20 protein-coding genes are annotated in these 18,245 nt (G+C 55.8%); 6 read left to right on the plus strand and 14 right to left on the minus strand.

The genetic code is table 11. The annotated features are described in order from the left end of the window. Window position 1: 1 nt before the first annotated feature. The 8 genes from BN2591_RS14770 to prs all read right to left on the minus strand — a co-directional run bounded on the left by BN2591_RS14770 (window position 2) and on the right by prs (window position 8,103). A complete protein-coding gene (locus tag BN2591_RS14770) occupies window positions 2-961 on the minus strand; it encodes an AEC family transporter (protein WP_017459884.1) in 960 nt (319 codons plus the stop codon). 121 nt (window positions 962-1,082) lie between these two features. Further along, window positions 1,083-1,883: a biotin-independent malonate decarboxylase subunit gamma gene (gene mdcE, locus BN2591_RS14775; RefSeq protein ID WP_086872651.1), complete on the minus strand. Its 801-nt coding sequence runs from the start codon at window positions 1,881-1,883 to the stop codon at window positions 1,083-1,085. Beyond that, window positions 1,880-2,716 carry a biotin-independent malonate decarboxylase subunit beta gene (locus BN2591_RS14780; RefSeq protein WP_086872653.1) on the minus strand — a complete coding sequence of 279 codons (837 nt, stop codon included), beginning with the start codon at window positions 2,714-2,716 and terminating at the stop codon, window positions 1,880-1,882. The genes mdcE and BN2591_RS14780 overlap by 4 nt, the downstream gene beginning before the upstream one ends. After that, a complete protein-coding gene (gene mdcC / locus BN2591_RS14785) occupies window positions 2,709-3,008 on the minus strand; it encodes a malonate decarboxylase acyl carrier protein (protein ID WP_020455512.1) in 300 nt (99 codons plus the stop codon). The genes BN2591_RS14780 and mdcC overlap by 8 nt, the downstream gene beginning before the upstream one ends. A gap of 9 nt (window positions 3,009-3,017) precedes the next feature. Continuing rightward, a complete protein-coding gene (locus BN2591_RS14790; RefSeq protein WP_086872654.1) occupies window positions 3,018-3,875 on the minus strand; it encodes a triphosphoribosyl-dephospho-CoA synthase in 858 nt (285 codons plus the stop codon). Further along, the gene (mdcA, locus tag BN2591_RS14795; RefSeq protein WP_086872656.1) at window positions 3,875-5,530 is read right to left on the minus strand and encodes a malonate decarboxylase subunit alpha; all 1,656 of its coding nucleotides are present in this window, start codon (window positions 5,528-5,530) and stop codon (window positions 3,875-3,877) included. Before mdcA ends, BN2591_RS14790 begins: the two co-directional genes overlap by 1 nt. Before the next feature lie 208 nt (window positions 5,531-5,738). Beyond that, the gene (locus BN2591_RS14805) at window positions 5,739-7,229 is read right to left on the minus strand and encodes a nicotinate phosphoribosyltransferase (RefSeq protein ID WP_086872658.1); all 1,491 of its coding nucleotides are present in this window, start codon (window positions 7,227-7,229) and stop codon (window positions 5,739-5,741) included. A gap of 13 nt (window positions 7,230-7,242) precedes the next feature. Continuing rightward, the gene (gene prs, locus BN2591_RS14810) at window positions 7,243-8,103 is read right to left on the minus strand and encodes a ribose-phosphate diphosphokinase (protein WP_086872659.1); all 861 of its coding nucleotides are present in this window, start codon (window positions 8,101-8,103) and stop codon (window positions 7,243-7,245) included. A gap of 195 nt (window positions 8,104-8,298) precedes the next feature. Between prs and BN2591_RS14815 the strand changes: the two genes are divergently transcribed. From BN2591_RS14815 to BN2591_RS14830, 4 genes are all read left to right on the plus strand, one after another. After that, window positions 8,299-9,018, plus strand: a complete 720-nt coding sequence (locus BN2591_RS14815; protein WP_086872660.1) for an NUDIX hydrolase — start codon at window positions 8,299-8,301, stop codon at window positions 9,016-9,018. Between the two features lie 91 nt (window positions 9,019-9,109). Continuing rightward, complete coding sequence (locus BN2591_RS14820; RefSeq protein WP_086872661.1) at window positions 9,110-10,129, plus strand: hydrolase; 1,020 nt, start codon at window positions 9,110-9,112, stop codon at window positions 10,127-10,129. Continuing rightward, entirely contained in the window at window positions 10,126-10,344 is a 219-nt protein-coding gene (locus BN2591_RS14825; RefSeq protein WP_017459872.1) for a YheU family protein, read from the plus strand. Before BN2591_RS14820 ends, BN2591_RS14825 begins: the two co-directional genes overlap by 4 nt. Before the next feature lie 54 nt (window positions 10,345-10,398). Beyond that, the gene (locus BN2591_RS14830) at window positions 10,399-11,268 is read left to right on the plus strand and encodes a phosphoribulokinase (protein WP_017459871.1); all 870 of its coding nucleotides are present in this window, start codon (window positions 10,399-10,401) and stop codon (window positions 11,266-11,268) included. A gap of 42 nt (window positions 11,269-11,310) precedes the next feature. Here BN2591_RS14830 and BN2591_RS14835 read toward each other — a convergent pair whose 3' ends face one another. Beyond that, window positions 11,311-11,715: an OsmC family protein gene (locus tag BN2591_RS14835; RefSeq protein ID WP_086872663.1), complete on the minus strand. Its 405-nt coding sequence runs from the start codon at window positions 11,713-11,715 to the stop codon at window positions 11,311-11,313. 304 nt (window positions 11,716-12,019) lie between these two features. Between BN2591_RS14835 and crp the strand changes: the two genes are divergently transcribed. Then, window positions 12,020-12,652, plus strand: coding sequence for a cAMP-activated global transcriptional regulator CRP (gene crp, locus BN2591_RS14840; protein ID WP_000242758.1), 633 nt, complete (start codon window positions 12,020-12,022; stop codon window positions 12,650-12,652). 46 nt (window positions 12,653-12,698) lie between these two features. Continuing rightward, entirely contained in the window at window positions 12,699-14,777 is a 2,079-nt protein-coding gene (locus tag BN2591_RS14845) for a YccS/YhfK family putative transporter (protein WP_086872665.1), read from the plus strand. On the opposite strand, the gene argD is transcribed toward BN2591_RS14845, so the two are convergent. From argD to ppiA, 5 genes are all read right to left on the minus strand, one after another. Further along, window positions 14,767-15,987, minus strand: coding sequence for a bifunctional acetylornithine/succinyldiaminopimelate transaminase (argD, locus tag BN2591_RS14850; RefSeq protein WP_086872667.1), 1,221 nt, complete (start codon window positions 15,985-15,987; stop codon window positions 14,767-14,769). The two genes, BN2591_RS14845 and argD, sit on opposite strands and share 11 nt — an antisense overlap. Before the next feature lie 87 nt (window positions 15,988-16,074). Beyond that, the gene (gene pabA / locus BN2591_RS14855; protein WP_086872669.1) at window positions 16,075-16,638 is read right to left on the minus strand and encodes an aminodeoxychorismate synthase component 2; all 564 of its coding nucleotides are present in this window, start codon (window positions 16,636-16,638) and stop codon (window positions 16,075-16,077) included. Between the two features lie 31 nt (window positions 16,639-16,669). Further along, entirely contained in the window at window positions 16,670-17,272 is a 603-nt protein-coding gene (locus BN2591_RS14860) for a putative adenosine monophosphate-protein transferase Fic (protein WP_086872671.1), read from the minus strand. Next, window positions 17,262-17,432, minus strand: a complete 171-nt coding sequence (locus tag BN2591_RS14865; RefSeq protein WP_017459865.1) for a YhfG family protein — start codon at window positions 17,430-17,432, stop codon at window positions 17,262-17,264. Before BN2591_RS14865 ends, BN2591_RS14860 begins: the two co-directional genes overlap by 11 nt. A gap of 105 nt (window positions 17,433-17,537) precedes the next feature. Further along, entirely contained in the window at window positions 17,538-18,110 is a 573-nt protein-coding gene (gene ppiA, locus BN2591_RS14870; protein WP_086872673.1) for a peptidylprolyl isomerase A, read from the minus strand. Window positions 18,111-18,245: the final 135 nt, after the last annotated feature.

Raw genomic sequence — 18,245 nt, forward strand, 5'->3', positions numbered from 1 at the left:
ATTACATTCCTGAAGTCAGCGAGATAAACAGCGGCAACGACAGGATACAGAGCACAGAGCTCAACAGCAGTACAGCTTCTGCATCCGGCGATTGCACGCCAAAGCGGTTACCAAATACCACCCCGAAGAAACCGGCAGCCAGCGCAATCATCAGAATCGCGGTGATCGCCACCGAGCCGTGCAGACCCAGCACCAGCACAATCCCCCATGCGATCGCCGGTTGGATCAGCAGTTTGGTGATGGTGGCAGAAATCACCATGGTATTGATGGCAAGTTTACGCGCAGAGAGGATAACCCCGGTCAGGAACAGCGCCGCAGCCGTAGCGGAAAGGCCCAGCGGTTTAATCGAAGCCAGCACCAGTTCCGGCATTTTTATGCCAATAGCGGACAGCACCACACCCAGCAGCGGCCCCCAGACAATCGGTTTTTTCACCGAACGCCACATCAGCACCGGCAGCATCGCCAGCGTAGAACCGGTATTACCGCCCGCAGCGCGTGCTTTTTCACGCTCAAGGATCAGTAAGCAGAACGGGGTCATCAGCACTGAACCACACGCAATGGAAACCGCTACTGACAACGAGGTCGACGGGCCTTCACCCAGCACGCTGCCCAGAATCGGCAGGCCAAGCGCGGCGTAGTTCGGCAGGGCGACAGTCAGCGTCAGCACGGCGGCATCCTGCGGCGATTTTTTGAATACGGACGTCGCCAGAAAATAGATGGCGGCGTAGGTAATCCACATGGAGAGCACCAGCACCACAATCAGCGGAGACTGGGCGATGATCCCGCTCCACGGCGTCTGAACCGTGGCGCTAAACAGCGCAGCCGGCAGGGCAAAATCCATTACAAAGATATTCAGCAGGGAAACGTTTTTGTTATCGACCATTTTGGCCTTTCCCGCCCAGAAACCCAGCAACATGATGACGAAGATCGGTGCGAGGGCATGAACAATTACGTAAGTCATAAATCACCTGTAAGCCTTTAAAAGGAAAAGAAATAGCACTAGCGCGATGGTTATTATTTTCAGTAGCGCATGAGCGCGGCGCGCGCGCCCATGCGTTGCTATCTGGCAGGTTTCTTTTTACTTACCAGCTCGCTTTCATGCGTTCGCGCACGAGAGCGGAGCTGCGGCGGTTGTCAGCACCGAGACGGTTTTTCAACGTGGTGTCCTGACGCGCGTCGTTGATGGCCTGGTGCAACGTGCGCTGCACCTGCGCCAGATCGGCCTCTGAGGGGGCGTCCGGATTGCTGATAGAGAGCAAGTCGGAAAGCAGCCCCAGCGTCGCGTAGTTGCTGATGTCATAAGCCATCGGTGGAATGGTGGCCGCCAGTTTTTCCAGCGCTTCCACGGTACGCAAGGTAATACGCGCCGCCGATTCTTTACCCATCGCGTGGATCAGCACACCGGCATCGTTAAAGGCGATCAGGCGGTTCGCCTGGTAGCCGTGGGCCAGAAACGCCCCGGACATCGCTTTACCGACGATCAAACCAATCACCGGATGGCCCGCCAGACGCGCATTGGCGTAGGCCGCCGCCGCACCGGCTAGCGCCTGGTGAATACCAAAGGCTTCTTCACGACGACCATAGGCCTGGCTTGGTACATCAATCACCGCAATGATGGGGCGCTTCACGCTGTTGTTGGCATCAGCGGCAACGGTTTCGCTCACCACTTTCGCCAGCGTCCAGCCTTCCAGCAGGCCAACTTCACCTTTCGCTGCACGCGGATAATGGTTGTTGGCATCCGGCACCACGGCGATAAAACGCACCGCTTCACCGTTAACCTTGCCATCGGCTGCCTGTACAGACGGACACAGCCCGCTCAGACGTTGCGCATTCGGCGCCAGTTTTTCCAGCCATAACGCGCCGCGGCTTACTGTCGTACTCATGCTTTCCCCTCCCCGGCAAACAACGCGCTGATCTGTTCGGCATCCGCTTGTTTGCGGGTGTCGAAGCGGGTCAGACGTTGCAGATAATCGTCGTAGTTATCGGTGCGATGTTGAGCAGGTACGCCTTTGGCAATCGCCTCGTTCATCGCCTGTTTCACCGCATGGATGCCGTCGCCGACCAGCGCATCCACCAGCCCGCTGCGATACCGCACTTCGCCGCCGGTCATGCTCCAGATAAACGGACGGTCGCGGGAGTCGTACTCTTCGATCCCGGCTTCCTGTTCGATAACCTGCGGGCCGTTCAGACCAAGACGGGCTTCGCGCGTCACAATCAGGTAGCTACAGAGCGCAGCAGCGATAGACATCCCGCCGAAACAGCCAACCGTACCGGCAACGATGCCGATAACCGGCGTGTAGCGGCGCAGGTCAACAATCGCCGCGTGAATATCAGCAATCGCCGCCAGCCCAAGGTTCGCTTCCTGCAAACGCACGCCGCCGGTTTCAAGGCACAGCACCGCCTGAGTCGGGATGCCGTTACGGTTATCTTCTGCCGCCAGCTCAAGTGCCGCCGCCATTTTCGCGCCGGAGACTTCGCCCATGCTGCCGCCCTGGAACGCGCCTTCAATCGCGACAACCACAGCAGGTTGGCCGTTGATGGTGCCTTTGGCGACCACCATGCCGTCATCGGCCTGCGGCACAATGCCCTGCGGGCCTAACCACGGTGAAATGATGCCTTCAAACGGGTCGAGTAATTCGCGATAGCTGCCGTCATCGAGCAGCGCCTGCGCGCGTTGGCGCGCTTTGAGTTCGATAAAACTGCGATCGTCACGCATAGCTCACCTCTTCGAATACCTGTTCGATACGGATGCGCGCCACACCGGGCGTCGCGCCGAAATCGTGGATCACAAGCTGGCCCGCAGGCAGCGTGCTTACCAGACCGAGACGGTTGAACAGCGCTTCCCAGCGTCCACGGCTGTTATCCACGGAGGTGGTAATTTCAATTGTCAGTGTTTGCCCCTGGTCGGCGGTGAATAACACCTCCATATCCCCGGAGCCCACAACGCCCGCCAGCGCTTTACCGCGTAATGCGCGGCCAGCAGGCACGGTTATCGTAATGTGTTCCATAACTTCCTCTTAATTCGCTAAATAAGGCGTGGTCATGCGATCGAGAAACAGTGTCGCCGCGAGTAAATCTGCCGCGCCGCCCGGCGATGCGTTAAGCGCCAGCATCCGCGCGTCCAGTTCGGCTAACGCTTGCTGGCCCGCAATTGACGCAACACCACCGGCGTGCAGCACCGCACTCGCGCCCTGGCGCATCGCCTCCAGACCTTCCAGACCCGCGCGGGAAAGCACGCAGGTATCGCTGAGCGAGGTCATGATGGCCATCAACGCATCAAGCTGCGCCTGTGCTTCGCTGCTGCCGCGCTGGCGGCTGTGCTGCAATTGCGGCAGCGCCAGCTTGATAATGTGCGGAAAGCCTTGCTGCGCCTCTTCGCGCGCGCCTGGCACCCGGTAACGGTGGGTGGCGCGCAGCCCTTTACTGAACAGCTTCGGTGCAGCGTCATCCGGCAGTTGCGCCAGCTTTGCGGCCGTGGCGACAATGGCCTGTGCCGTTGCGTTACCGCCCGACATGGCCACCGAGCTTACCAACAACCCTAATGCCCAGATCGCACCGCGATGGGTATTCACGCCACCGGTGGCCGCCATCATCTGCTGCTCACCTTCCCGACCTAATCGCCCGATGGTTTGTCTGAGCGCCACATCCGCTGGCCGCAGCCAGCTTTGTTGCGCCAGCGCCTGAAACGTGGGGGTCAGGCTATGCGCGGAACGCTCCATCAGTTCGAGCGTTAAATCGTGATGCGCGCCATTCCCCCGGCTGTCCACCAGACCGGGCTTCGGGCTTAATCGTGCTTCGTCAATCAGACACAGTGTGGCGGTTCGCGCCAACCATTCGGCACCGCCTTCAGCGTCAATCCGTGGCAGAAGTTTCATTACCAGCTCCGGAATTTCGCAGGTGGGTTGTAAAGACCGCCGGACCACTCAACCAGATCCGCGACGCTGCTGGCCGCCAGCAACGAACGGGTCGCGTCAGTGCGGCGAATGCCCATATCTTCCGGATAGACCACTTTGCCGCTCTGGCGAAGCTGGGCGACACGTTTGGCGTCAACGCCCAGACCGATATCGGTGATGCCTGCCACCGCCGCGACCATCGCCCGGCGCTCTTCAAGGCTTTCAGCGCGATAGAGGTAAGCAATCCCCTCTTCGGTCAGCACGTGCGTCACGTCATCGCCATAAATCATCACCGGCGCCAGCGGCATACCGGCGCTTTTCGCCACCTCCACCGCATCGAGTTTTTCCACGAATGTCGGTTTCGCTCCGGCCTGGAAGGTTTCCACCATCTGCACCACCAGTTTTTTACCGCGCTGCATCGGATCAGGTTCAGTGATCATGTTCAGCCAGGCCGGTGTGGCGTGGCGGCGACCGTGTGGGTCGTGACCCATATTTGGCGCGCCACCAAAGCCGGAGAGACGACCGCGCGTTACAGTCGAGGAGTTCGCCAGGCCATCGACTTGTAACGTCGAGCCGATAAACATATCGACCGCATACTGACCCGCTAACTGGCAGAACGCGCGGTTGGAACGCATGGAACCGTCGGCACCGGTAAAGAACACGTCAGGGCGGGCGCGGATGTACTCTTCCATCCCCAGTTCGCCGCCGAAGCAGTGCACACTTTCCACCCAGCCGCTTTCAATCGCCGGGATCAGCGTCGGGTGCGGGTTCAGCGTCCAGTGTTTACAAATTTTGCCTTTCAGCCCGAGCTGCTCACCATAAGTCGGCAGCAGCAGTTCAATCGCCGCGGTGTTAAAGCCGATACCGTGGTTGAGCGACTGCACCTGATGCTCGGCGTAGATGCCTTTGATCGCCATCATCGCCATCAGGATGTGTTCCTGCTTGATGAGGCGCGGGTCGCGGGTAAACAGCGGCTCGATAAAGAACGGTTTGTCAGCGACTACCACGTAATCGATCCAGGAGCCGGGAATATCAACGCGCGGCAGGTCACATTCATCATCCACCAGTTCATTGACCTGGGCGATAACGATGCCGTCGCGGAAGGCGGCGGCTTCCACCAGCGCCGGGGTATCTTCGGTACTTGGGCCGGTGTAGAGGTTGCCTTTGCGGTCCGCTTTATAACCGGCAATCAGCGCCACATTCGGGCAGAGATCCACATACAGGCGGGAGTAAAGTTCGATGTAAGTGTGGATCGCGCCGATCTCCAGCAGACCATCTTCCAGCAGTTGCGAAATGCGTAGACTCTGCGTGCCTGAGAAAGAGAAATCCAGCTTGCGGGCAATGCCCTTTTCAAAAATATCCAGATGTTCGCTGCGCCCGACGCTCGGCATAATCATATGCAGATCATGGACTTTCTGCGGGTTGACTTCGGCAAGTGTTCGCGAGAGGAAATCCGCCTGTTTTTGGTTGTTCCCTTCCAGCACCACGCGGTCGCCCGGCGCAATCAGTTTTTCCAGCATGGCGACAAGGTCGCCGGTCGGCAGTACCTTGCCCTGCACGGGAATGGACGCCAGGCGGCGCTGTTTCTCGCTGCGCCGCGTGTTCCATACCTGTGCTGGCGTTTGCCCAGATAACATTATTAACCTCCTGATTCAGCTCATCATTTTGACTTGCTTAACACTGAGCTTAGTGTGCGACGTGGTGAGAAAGGCATCAATTAAGGAGGCGGCCAAATCATTAGCCTGAGAGTAATAATCAAATGAAAGTATTTGTGATGTGCGTCAATTTCCACATCGACAGAAAGGCTTATAGCGCTGGCGGTACGGGCGTACCGCCAATTGAGGATTAGTGCTGGTTCGCCAGGCGCTGGCGGATCTGTTCAAAATGCTCGGTCTGATAAAGTTTGCCGTCGAGGAAGCGGGTTTTCAGCTCCCCGCCTTTTTCCTGCTCCCAGCTCTGTTCGTCGTGCAGTTGCAGTTCGCCCTGCGCATCGCGCTCCACACGTAATAACCCACGCGCCGAACGTTTCAGGCCGTTATCGGTTTTTGGCTCTTTGAAGATCATCCGTCCTTCACCGTTGACCGCGCCCCAGGTGGCTTTCATCGCAAAACCGAAGGTGTCCCGGGTGTTGTACTGATAGGTAAACGAGCCGACACCAAACACCACGTTAGAGCTGGCAAAACCTTTGGCTTCCAGACGGCGCAGGATCTCATTGGCACGCGCCAGGGTAATGGAGTCGCCGTAAATCAGGCCGACATGCGGATCCAGCACTTTGTAGCCCTTCTCATTGACCGTGCCGCCAAAGATTTCCCACAGTACTTCGACCGAACCTTTCTCCTCCGGGCTGCGCTCCGCACTCGTATCATCATCCGCGCCTGTACCGCACAGAATGTCCACCGGATCACCGCTGTCCGGGCGGAACACCACGCGCCCGTCACGCCCCAGGATTATCTGTTTCAGTTCACGGGTATATTCCGTCAGTACGCGCCAGTAATCCCAGGTATCGGAGACGATAGAGACAAATCCCTGCGGATAGATATCGGCGATCAGGCGGCGGAACGTTTCAATTTCATGGTCGTGTTCGCCCATGCACATTACGCTGTGCTCGGTCGCCGGAATGCTGGCACCAATGAAGTACGCTTCGCCGCCGGTGTAGTGGTCGCGGGCATACAGCAGAGAGGGAATGCTGTCGGTGCCTTTAAAGCTCAGTAAGTGCCCCGCGCCAGCCTGCGCTGTATCGTGCAGCCCAGCCATGCCACGAAACGAGAAGTCGTGGCACTGGAAATCGAGATGCGACAAATCCGTGCAGGTTTTGGCTGCCCATTGTTCGCAGATTTTGCGGTAGTGGTGCGCGATGGTCGCATTGGTGGAGGCCTTCCACAGCTCGGCAGAGAGCACTGTTTCCAGGTAGTTCACCAGCCAGAAAAACTCCTCACGGGTGTTGGTAATGGTCAGAACGGGCACTTTCATCGGCACTTTACTGCCTTCATCCAGCGACTTGATGTGCAGCGGCAGGTAGCCCAAACGGTGCAGCGCACGAATGTGATCGACCGCCACGGCATCCCTGCCGAGATAGTTATCCATTACCTGCTTGTATTCGTTAACCACTTCCTCTTCCGGGCGGGCAAAAAAGCCGTCGTTGAACAGATCGACCATAAACCACTTCAGGAAACCCTGCAGACCAAAGAACACCAGCTTGCCGTCGGCAACCGGCGACTGGAAAAAGCGGTCGCTGCGCGGTGTGAAATTGGAGTAAACCTGCGTCGTCCCCTGCGGGTACTGCACGCGGTGCGAAACTTTGTAACCGTCGATAGCCAGAATTGGATTGATATTCATGATGTTGTCTCCCTCAGGCGCGGAAAATAGCGTCAATGTCGATCAGTTCAACTCGCGGATCAGTAAGCGCAGGCGAGGTGAAGGATGTGGTGGTGTAAATCGCGTCGATACCGTTATTCAGCAGGTTCTCAACCCCTTTGGAAAAGACGCCGTGCGTGACATACAGGCTGACGCTGCGGGCACCGGCATCGCGCAGCACCTGGGCTGAACCAATAAATGTGCCACCTGCATCGCAAAGGTCATCGACGATCAGCAGGTCTTTGCCCGCGACGTCTCCGGCCACCAGCGCAAAACTCGTCAGGTTTCCGGTTGCGACATCACGCTCTTTTGTGAGGATGGCGTACTCCTGCGCGCCACTGGCTTTTGCCACGTTATGAATTTTCTTCAGCGCACCGGCATCCGGCGCAACCAGCATCAGCTCGCGATTGCCAATGGCGCGACGCAGGGTTTCGCTCTGCATCAAGCAGCTTTCCTGCGCGATGACCACGCAGTTATTGATGGCTGCGGCAGCGGCGTCGCTGTGCGGGTCGAGCACAAAAACTTTGTTGAAATTGAGTGTATTGAGAAGGTTTGCGAAAACTTTCAGCGCGAAGCTGTCGCCGGGCACCATATGCCTGTCCTGACGCGCCCACGGTAACCATGCCAGTTCCAGGTGACTCACCGTGATATCGGCGGCATGACGAACGGCGTCCACCAGTTGTGCCAGCAGCATAAAGTCGTTCATATCGCGCATCGCGGCAACACGCACCCGCATCTGCCGGGCGAAGGAAGGAAGTTTGCCGGTCACTTTGAGCCAGACGGCGCCGTCCGGAAAGACGCCATGGCTCAGTGCAACTTGCTCGTTATCAATAAATAATTCGATTCTGCTCGCCATCTTTCACCTCGCCTCAACAATTAGTGTCCCTTGGACATAATTAATATTGTCTATAAGACACTTATCAGGCAAGCATTTTTTTAATCATTCCGGAAATAAATGATTAACTATATGAAAATTAAGTAGATAAAAGTTAACTTGCCGCACCAGGGCAGGCTGATAAACTTGTGACGTGTAAAAAGGAGCAAGCAAGCGATGAACAGTGAAGCAGAGTATCTGAAATCTTATGATGCCAGCCGTTTCCCCTCACCGCTGGTGACGGTGGACAGCGTGCTGTTTACGGTGCATCAGCAGGTGCTTTGCGTGTTATTGGTTCAGCGAGCCAGCCAGCCGCAACAAGGGCGCTGGGGATTGCCCGGCGGGTTTATCGATATGGCGCAGGATGAATCCACGCGCGCCACGGCGCTGCGCAAACTGACGGAAAAAACCGGCGTTTCCCCATCATGGCTGGAACAATTGGACACCTTTTCCGGCCCGCAGCGCGATCCGCGCGGCTGGAGCCTGACTATCGCCTGGTTTGCGCTGATTTCATGGGTCTCCTGCGCGCCGCATATTACAAGCGTTAGCGATGCGAAATGGGTGCCGGTCAGCGAGCTGGATACCATGGAACTGGCTTTTGATCACCGGGCGATAATTCAGGCGGCACTGCATCGGCTGCGGCAGAAAACCATGTACTCGCTCCTGCCGGTTTACTGTTTGCCCGATACGTTTACCCAGGCACAATTGCAGGAAGCGACGGAGATAATCCTGGGTCAGCCTATTCAGCGTAAAAGTTTGATTCGCCGCTTTGAAGCCTCTGGCATGTTTGAAGAGACCGGCGAAAGCGTGGCGACCGGCGCGCGTAAAGCGCGTTTATGGCGGCGCAAACCGGGCGTCGACATCCATCTGTTTTCGCGGAATTTGTTAACAGATTAATGCCCGATCGAGCTAATTCCCGTAAAATGAACAAACGGAATGCCCTTACGCGGTTATAGTTGTCCCAATATCTACTCTATTTTTCTGTGTTATGGCTGAAATCACACCTTCACAACTTTCGCAAATTGCAGATGATACGCATGACTTTCGCCCGATGCGCGGCGTGCGTAACCCGCATTTGCAGACCATGCTGCCGCGGCTCATTCGTCGCCGTTTGCAGTTTGAACCCTGGTGGCAGCGCCTTGAGCTGCCGGATGGAGACTTTGTCGATTTGGCCTGGAGCGAAGAGCCGAATCAGGCGAAACATAAACCGCGGCTGGTGGTGTTTCATGGTCTGGAGGGCAGCCTGCACAGCCCTTACGCGCACGGTCTGGTGCATGCGGCGAAGCAGCGCGGCTGGCTTGGCGTGGTGATGCATTTTCGCGGCTGTAGCGGCATTCCTAACCGTCTGAACCGTATTTATCACTCCGGCGAAACCGAAGATGGCACCTGGTTTTTGCACTGGCTGCGTAAAGAGTTTGGTCCAGCACCAACCGCAGCGGTGGGTTACTCGCTCGGCGGAAATATGCTCGGCTGTTTATTGGCAAAAGCCGATGAGAGTTTGCCCGTCGACGCGGCGGTGATTGTTTCCGCGCCGCTGGTGCTGGAAGCCTGTAGTTATCATATGGATAAGGGATTTTCCCGCGTTTATCAGCGCTACTTGTTGAATTTGCTGAAAGCGAACGCCGCGCGCAAATTACGCGCTTATCCAGGTTCGCTGCCAACCACGTTGCCTGCGCTGCGTAAGCTGCGCCGTATTCGCGAATTCGACGATCTGATCACCGCGAAAATCCACGGTTTCGCCGACGCGCTGGATTACTATCGCCGCTGCAGCGCAATGCCGGTGTTGCCGGATATTCGTAAACCAACGCTGATTATCCACGCGAAAGACGATCCGTTTATGGACAACAATGTGATCCCGGATGTCGGGCAGTTGCCCGCCAATATTCAGTATCAGTTGACGGAACACGGCGGACACGTCGGGTTTGTCGGCGGTACGCTGCGCCGCCCGGAGATGTGGCTGGAAAAACGCATTCCTGACTGGTTATCCGCTTATCTGGAAAGACGATGATTATTCCCTGGCAAGAGATTGATGCACAGACGCTGGACAATCTGATTGAGAGCTTTGTCTTGCGCGAAGGCACTGATTATGGTGAACATGAACGTTCACTTGAGCAAAAGGTCGCCGACGTTAAACGGCAACTGCAACGCGGCGAAGCCGTACTGGTGTGGTCGGAACTGCACGAGACGGTCAACATCATGCCGCGCGGGCAGTTCCACGACTGAACAATTACATGGCGGCTGGCTATACTGAAATAATCGTTAATTCAGGGAGTTGCTATGTCCGCCAAACATCCGGTTATCGCCGTTACAGGCTCCAGCGGCGCGGGAACCACCACCACCAGCCTCGCCTTTCGTAAGATCTTCGCCCAGCTCAATATGCACGCGGCAGAAGTGGAAGGTGACAGCTTCCATCGCTATACCCGCCCGGAAATGGATATGGCTATCCGTAAGGCGCGCGATCTTGGCCGACACATCAGCTATTTTGGCCCGGAAGCCAATGATTTTGGTCTGCTGGAACAGACGTTTAGCGAATATGGCCAAACCGGCAAAGGCCAGGCGCGCAAATACCTGCATACCTACGATGAAGCTGTGCCCTGGAACCAGGTGCCGGGCACGTTTACGCCGTGGCAACCGTTGCCGGAACCGACCGATGTGCTGTTTTATGAAGGGTTGCACGGCGGCGTGGTGACGCCGCAAAACGATGTCGCGCGTCATGTGGATTTGCTGGTGGGCGTGGTGCCAATTGTTAACCTGGAGTGGATTCAAAAACTTGTCCGCGATACCAGCGAGCGCGGGCATTCGCGTGAAGCGGTAATGGATTCTGTCGTGCGTTCGATGGAGGATTACATCAATTTTATTACGCCGCAGTTTTCCCGTACGCACATTAACTTCCAGCGTGTACCTACGGTGGATACGTCTAATCCGTTCGCCGCGAAAGGCATTCCCTCACTGGACGAAAGTTTCGTGGTGATCCACTTCCGTAACCTGGAAGGGATTGATTACCCGTGGTTGCTGGCGATGCTGCAAGGCTCGTTTATTTCGCATATGGATACGCTGGTGGTGCCTGGCGGAAAAATGGGGCTGGCGATGGAGTTGATTATGACGCCGCTGGTGCAACGGCTGATGGAAGGCAAAAAGATCAAATAATGCAGAAAGCCCGGTAAGCAACACGCTGCCGGGCTTTTCGCATCAGGCTTCGATAACTTCGTAAGAGTGGGTGATGTTCACCGCTTTTTCGAGCATCAACGCCACCGAGCAATACTTCTCTGCGGATAAATCCACCGCACGGGAAACCGCCGCGTCCTTCAGCGCTTTACCGGTGACGATAAAGTGCAAATTGATGTGGGTAAACAGGCGCGGCGCTTCTTCGCGACGCTCTGAAGTCAGCTTCACTTCGCAGTCGGTCACGTCATGACGCCCTTTTTGCAAAATAGAAACCACATCGATGGCGCTACATCCGCCCGCCGCCATCAACACCATTTCCATCGGGCTTGGTGCTTTGTCGCCGGAGTTACCGTCCATCAGGATTTGGTGGCCCGAGGCGGACTCACCGAGGAACGTTAACCCTTCAACCCATTTCACACGTGCCTGCATTTTCTTCACTCCGGAGTAGCAATTTTCTTTACAGATTACGCGTACATAACAAAACTCGCAACGGAAGGCGACCTGCGTCATGCTGAAGCGAGACACCAGGAGACAGGCGGTAAAAGCTATGCTAAAACACTCTGGATGCTACAGAGATAAATGGATGTTACGCATGTATGCATGACATCATACTTTAGAGACCGCAGATGACGCTGACGGTCCACTTCCCTGGATGCGGGAAGCTTAGATTGCAACCCCAGACGTAGGGGCTCATCCTGTGTCTGAGACAGCTTATAACAGAGGATAATCGCGCATGGTGCTTGGCAAACCACAAACAGACCCGACGCTTGAATGGTTCTTGTCTCATTGCCACATTCATAAGTACCCGTCGAAGAGCACGCTGATTCACCAGGGTGAAAAAGCGGAAACGCTGTATTACATCGTTAAAGGCTCAGTGGCAGTGCTGATCAAGGATGAAGAGGGTAAAGAGATGATCCTCTCCTACCTGAACCAGGGAGATTTTATCGGTGAACTGGGCCTGTTCGAAGAGGGTCAGGAGCGCAGTGCATGGGTACGCGCTAAAACGGCTTGTGAAGTGGCTGAAATCTCGTACAAAAAATTCCGTCAGTTAATCCAGGTTAACCCGGATATCCTGATGCGTCTTTCCTCGCAAATGGCGCGTCGCCTGCAGGTCACTTCAGAAAAAGTGGGTAACCTCGCCTTCCTGGACGTAACCGGCCGTATCGCGCAAACGCTGTTAAACCTGGCGAAACAGCCAGACGCAATGACCCATCCGGACGGCATGCAAATTAAAATTACTCGCCAGGAAATTGGTCAGATCGTCGGTTGTTCCCGTGAAACAGTGGGCCGCATTCTCAAAATGCTCGAAGATCAGAACCTGATCTCCGCCCATGGTAAAACCATCGTCGTATACGGAACGCGTTAATCTGTAAAACGGCGCAGCTTACGCGCTGCGTCGTTTTTCTTCCCTCATGTGGCGCAGGCTGATTTATCACCCCGAAATCAACTACGCACTGCGACAAACGCTGGTGTTATGTTTGCCTGTGGCGATTGGCCTTCTCGTTGGTCACCTGCAACAAGGTCTGCTGTTTTCCCTCGTTCCCGCCTGCTGCAACATTGCCGGGCTTGATACGCCGCATAAACGTTTTTTCAAACGCCTGATCATTGGCGGAACCTTGTTTGCAGGCAGCAGCCTGATGGTGCAATTATTGCTGGCGAAAGATCTCCCGCTGCCGCTGATCCTCACCGGGCTGACGCTGGTTTTAGGCGTGACCGCCGAAATCAGTGCGCTGCATGGCCGCCTGCTTCCCGCTTCACTGATTGCCGCTATTTTTACCCTCAGCCTTGCCGGCAACATGCCGGTATGGGAACCGCTGCTTATCTATGCGCTGGGCACATTGTGGTATGGGCTGTTCAACTGGTTCTGGTTCTGGATGTGGCGCGAGCAACCGCTGCGCGAATCCCTCAGCCTGCTCTACCGGCAACTGGCAGATTACTGCGAAGCGAAATACAGCCTGCTGACGCAGCACGCCGACCCGGAAAAAGCCCTGCCGCCGTTGCTTGCCCGTCAGCAAAAAGCGGTGGATATGATAAGCCAGTGCTACCAGCAACTGCATATGCTGGCAGCCAATAAACACAACGATTACAAACGGCTACTGCGGGTTTTCCAGGTGGGGCTGGATCTGCAAGAGCACATTTCGGTGAGTTTACACCAACCGGAAGAGGTGCAGAAACTGGTGGAACAAACCCACGCCGAACAGGTGATCCGCTGGAACGCGCAAACTGTCGCCGCTCGCTTACGTGTGCTGGCAGACGACATTCTCTATCACCGCTATCCCACGCGCTTCAACATGGATAAGCAGATAGGCGCGCTGGAAAAAATTGCCCGCCAGCATCCGGATAACCCGGTCGGTCAGTTCTGCGCCTGGCATTTTAGCCGTATCGCGCGCGTCTTGCGCACTCAACGCCCGCTCTATGCCCGCGATCTGATGGCGGAAAAGCAGCGCCGCTTGCCCCTTTTCCCGGCGCTGAAAAGCTATTTATCACTGAAATCTGCGGCGCTGCGTAATGCCGCACGGATAAGCGTCATGCTCAGCATCGCCAGCCTGATGGGCAGCGCCCTGCATTTACCGAAACCCTACTGGATCATGATGACGGTGATGTTTGTTACGCAAAACGGTTATGGCGCAACGCGCGTTCGCATTGTCCACCGGGCGGCGGGCACCATTGCGGGGCTGGTGATTGCCGGAGCTACATTGCACTTTCATGTTCCCCTCGGTTTTACGCTGGCCGCAATGCTGATGATTACGCTGGTCAGTTATCTCATTATTCGGAAAAACTACGGCTGGGCGATGGTGGGTTTTACCATTACCGCCGTCTACACCTTGCAGTTGCTGACGCTAAATGGTGAGCAGTTTATTGTCGCCCGGCTTATTGATACGTTGATTGGTTGCCTGATCGCTTTCGGCGGCATGGTCTGGCTGTGGCCGCAGTGGCAAAGTGGCTTACTGCGACAGAATGCGCACGATGCGCTGGAAACAGATCAGGAAGCGATTCGCCTGATCCTGAGCGATAATCCACAGCCAACGCCGCTTGCCTGGCAGCGTATGCGCGTAAACCAGGCACATAACGCCCTGTTCAACTCGCTAAACCAGGCGATGCAGGAACCGGGATTCAATACGCGTTATCTGGAAGATATGAAACTGTGGGTAACGCACAGTCAGTTTATCGTTGAGCATATCAATGCAATGACGACACTGGCGCGCGAACATACGATGTTGACGCCGGAACTGGCGCAACGTTATTTGCAATCCTGCGAAATAGCCTTGCAGCGCTGCCAGCAGCGGCTGGAGTATGACGGGCCGGGAGAATCCGGCGATGTGAATATTCTCGAAGCCCCGGAAACATTAACGCACGGGCCGATGAGCACGCTGGAGCAGCATTTACAACGGGTTATCGGGCATCTGAACACCATGCACACCATTTCGTCGGTAGCATGGCGTCAGCGCCCGCATCACGGCATTTGGCTGAACCGCCGCCTCAACCGTTGACCACTTTCGCCACCGCATCCGCGAAGCGCTTCATCCCTTCTTCAATATCCTGCGCGTCAATAATCAGCGAAGGCACAAAACGCATGACGTCCGGGCCGGCGTTCAGCACCATGACGCCCTCATCGGCAGCAGCGTAGAGGAAATCGCGCGCGCGGCCTTTATAGTGCGGTTTAAGCTCGGCGCCAATCAGCAGACCCATGCCGCGAATATCGCTAAACAGGTCGAATTTCTCGCCGATTTGCTGCAAATGCTTAACGAACAGCTGACGTTTTTCATTCACGCCGCTGAGCACTTCCGGCGTGTTGATAATGTCGAATGCGGTTCCAGCGACGGCGCAGGCCAGCGGGTTGCCGCCGTAGGTGGAGCCGTGTGAACCGGCATGGAAAACACTCGCTATGTCATGCGTGGTCAGCATAGCGCTGATAGGGAAACCGCCGCCAAGCGCTTTGGCGCTGGTCAGAATATCCGGCGTCACGCCATAGTGCATATAAGCAAACAACTCTCCGCTGCGCCCCATGCCGCACTGCACTTCGTCGAACACCAGCAGGGCGTTGTGCTGATCGCACAGCTCGCGCAAACCTTTCAGGAAATCCGGCGTGGCGGCAGTGACGCCGCCTTCGCCCTGAATAGGCTCTACCACTACCGCGCAAGTGTGATCGTCCATCACCGCTTTCACCGCGTGCAGATCGTTAAACGGCACATGAATGATGTCCGCCGGTTTCGGGCCAAAGCCATCGGAATACTTCGGCTGACCGCCCACGCTTACGGTAAACAGCGAACGCCCATGGAAGGCATTATGGAAGGCGATGATTTTTGTTTTGTAGGGGCTGTGGCGTGTAGATGCATAAAAACGCGCCAGCTTGAATGCCGTTTCGTTGGCTTCAGTACCGGAGTTCATAAACACCACACGCTCGGCAAACGTGGCGTCAATCAGTTTACGCGCCAGGCGCAGAGCAGGCTCGTTGGTAAAAACATTGCTGGTGTGCCACAGCGTTTCGCCCTGCGTTTTCAGCGTCTCCACCAGCGCCGGATGGCAGTGCCCTAGCGCAGTAACCGCAATTCCACCTGCAAAATCAACGTACTCTTTACCCTGCTGATCCCACACCCGGCTGCCTTTACCCTTTACCGGGATAAACTCGGCCGGTGCGTAAATTGGCAGAATAACGTCATCGAAGTTTGCACGCGTTACCGCGTCTTGCTGAGTTGCCATGGCTTGCCCATCCCGTTTTATGTCGCATTGATTATGAAAATATAATCACGAAATATGCATAAAAAATCAGTTAATGGCAACCACAAATCAGCGTTCGAGGAAGTTTTTCAGTAACTGATGTCCTTGCTCGCTCAGGATACTTTCCGGGTGAAATTGCACCCCTTCCAGATCCCACTGACGGTGGCGAATGCCCATGATCTCGCCCGTTTCACTCCAGGCGGTAACCTCAAAACACGCCGGTAACGTAGGCGGATCGATAATCAGGGAATGGTAACGGGTGACGGTTAACGGATTATTAAGCCCGCAAAATACGCCAGTGCCGTTATGGGTGATGGGCGATGTCTTACCGTGCATCACTTTTGCCGCACGAACGATAGTCGCGCCAAAAACCTGCGCAATCGCCTGATGACCAAGACAAACGCCAAGAATGGGCAATGTCCCCGCGTAATGCCGGATAACCGCCAGCGAAACGCCGGACTCATCCGGCGTGCAGGGACCGGGCGAAATAACGATTTTTTCCGGTGCCAGCGCGGCAATATCCGCAAGCCCTATCTCATCGTTACGCCGTACCTCTACGCTTGCCCCCAGCTCACAAAAATATTGATACAGGTTCCAGGTAAAGGAGTCGTAATTGTCGATAAGCAGGATCATAGCGGCCTCTGGTGTCGGAAACCGCGCTAGTTTACTCGCTTTCGACCGCTTCGCTCACCACTTTGCTGAAGATGGCGCAAAGCGGCGCTAAGTCACCCATTGCGCCCGCCTGGTTTGCGTTGCGCCACTCGTCAGGATCGATGCCGCGCCAGTCGAGCGAAAAACCCGCGTGCAGCGCCAACTGCTCGAAGAAGATGCGCTGAGCGATGCCATTGCCAAGGCGGAACGGATGCAGCACGTTGATTTCACAATAGTAGTGCGCCAGCCGCTCAATAAACGCTGTTTTTTCCAGCCCGCACAGCCACTCTTCATCTTCCAGTTGCTGCATCAGGGCATTGCCCTCTTTCTCGATATACTCGAAGTGGCAAAACCGGGTGTCGCCTTCGTAAATATCCACTTCACGGATCTGCCCGGCCCAGTCGAACACGTCCTGATAAAGATGGTGGTGAATGGCGCATAAATGAGGAAGACCGCGCACCATCGGGCCAAGATCGAGTGTGGCGGCGCGTAAGGCGGTGAACTGATAAGCCGCCTGCTCCAGCTTCTGCGCCTGGCGAAGCCCCAGTTCATTGCGCATCACATTCAGGCCAGGATAGAGATACGGATCGCGCCCGTCGCCGAATTTATCGCTCATAGTGCCTCCGCAGTTCTTCAAGGCGCGCATCGGCTTCCGCGCTACTTAGCGTCACCAGTTCGCTGTCGACATTTTCCAGCCGTCGGCTGGCCTGAAAATTGGCATTGCGCTGCTGTTCCCAGAGACGGGATTTTTGCCGGTCGGTGAGTTTTTTGGCCATAGCGCCTCCCTGTTTCACGTGTCGGTGCCCAAATTATAAGCAGAAATCACAGGTTACGCAGGGAAGCTCAAGAAGCACGGGGTGAACACCCCGTGCGGGGGAAACTTACGGCAGCACTTTCGCGGAGAGGATAACGACTGGTTTTGACGGGACATTCTGGTAAGGCCCCACATCGTGCGTCGGTACCTGGGAGATTTTGTCGGCGATATCCATGCCTTTCACCACTTTACCAAACACCGCATAACCAAAGTCGCGCTGGCCATGATCGAGAAAGGCGTTGTCAGCAACGTTAATAAAGAACTGGCTGGTTGCGCTGTCTTTATCGGCGGTGCGCGCCATCGCAATGGTGCCACGCGTGTTACGCAAGCCATTGTCAGCTTCGTTTTTGATCGGCGGGTTAGGCTGCTTTTGCTGCATCTGCTCGTTGAAACCACCGCCCTGCACCATAAATCCCGGGATCACACGATGAAACGTGGTGTTGTTATAGAAACCGTTATTTACGTAATCAAGGAAGTTTTTCACCGACACAGGGGCTTTCTGGTTGTTCAGCTCCAGTTCAATGTTACCGGCGGAAGTGGTGAGCAGAACATGGGGATCGCCTTTTGCCGCGAAGGCAGCAGAAGAGAAAGCAGAAAGGGCAAACACAGCCGCAACAGCCGCCAGAGTCGATTTAACCATAAGGTTTCCTTAACGAAGAGCAGTAAAGAAAGCGAGTGGCTTGATTCTAAAGAGCAGTCAGCCAGCAGGCCAGCCTTTTACTTAATTTTACGTATTTAGTAACAGATGTAACGCCAGACCGCTCACAACCCGCCA

It is taken from the genome of Kosakonia pseudosacchari (assembly GCF_900184035.1).
Classification (GTDB): Bacteria; Pseudomonadota; Gammaproteobacteria; order Enterobacterales; family Enterobacteriaceae; genus Kosakonia; species Kosakonia pseudosacchari.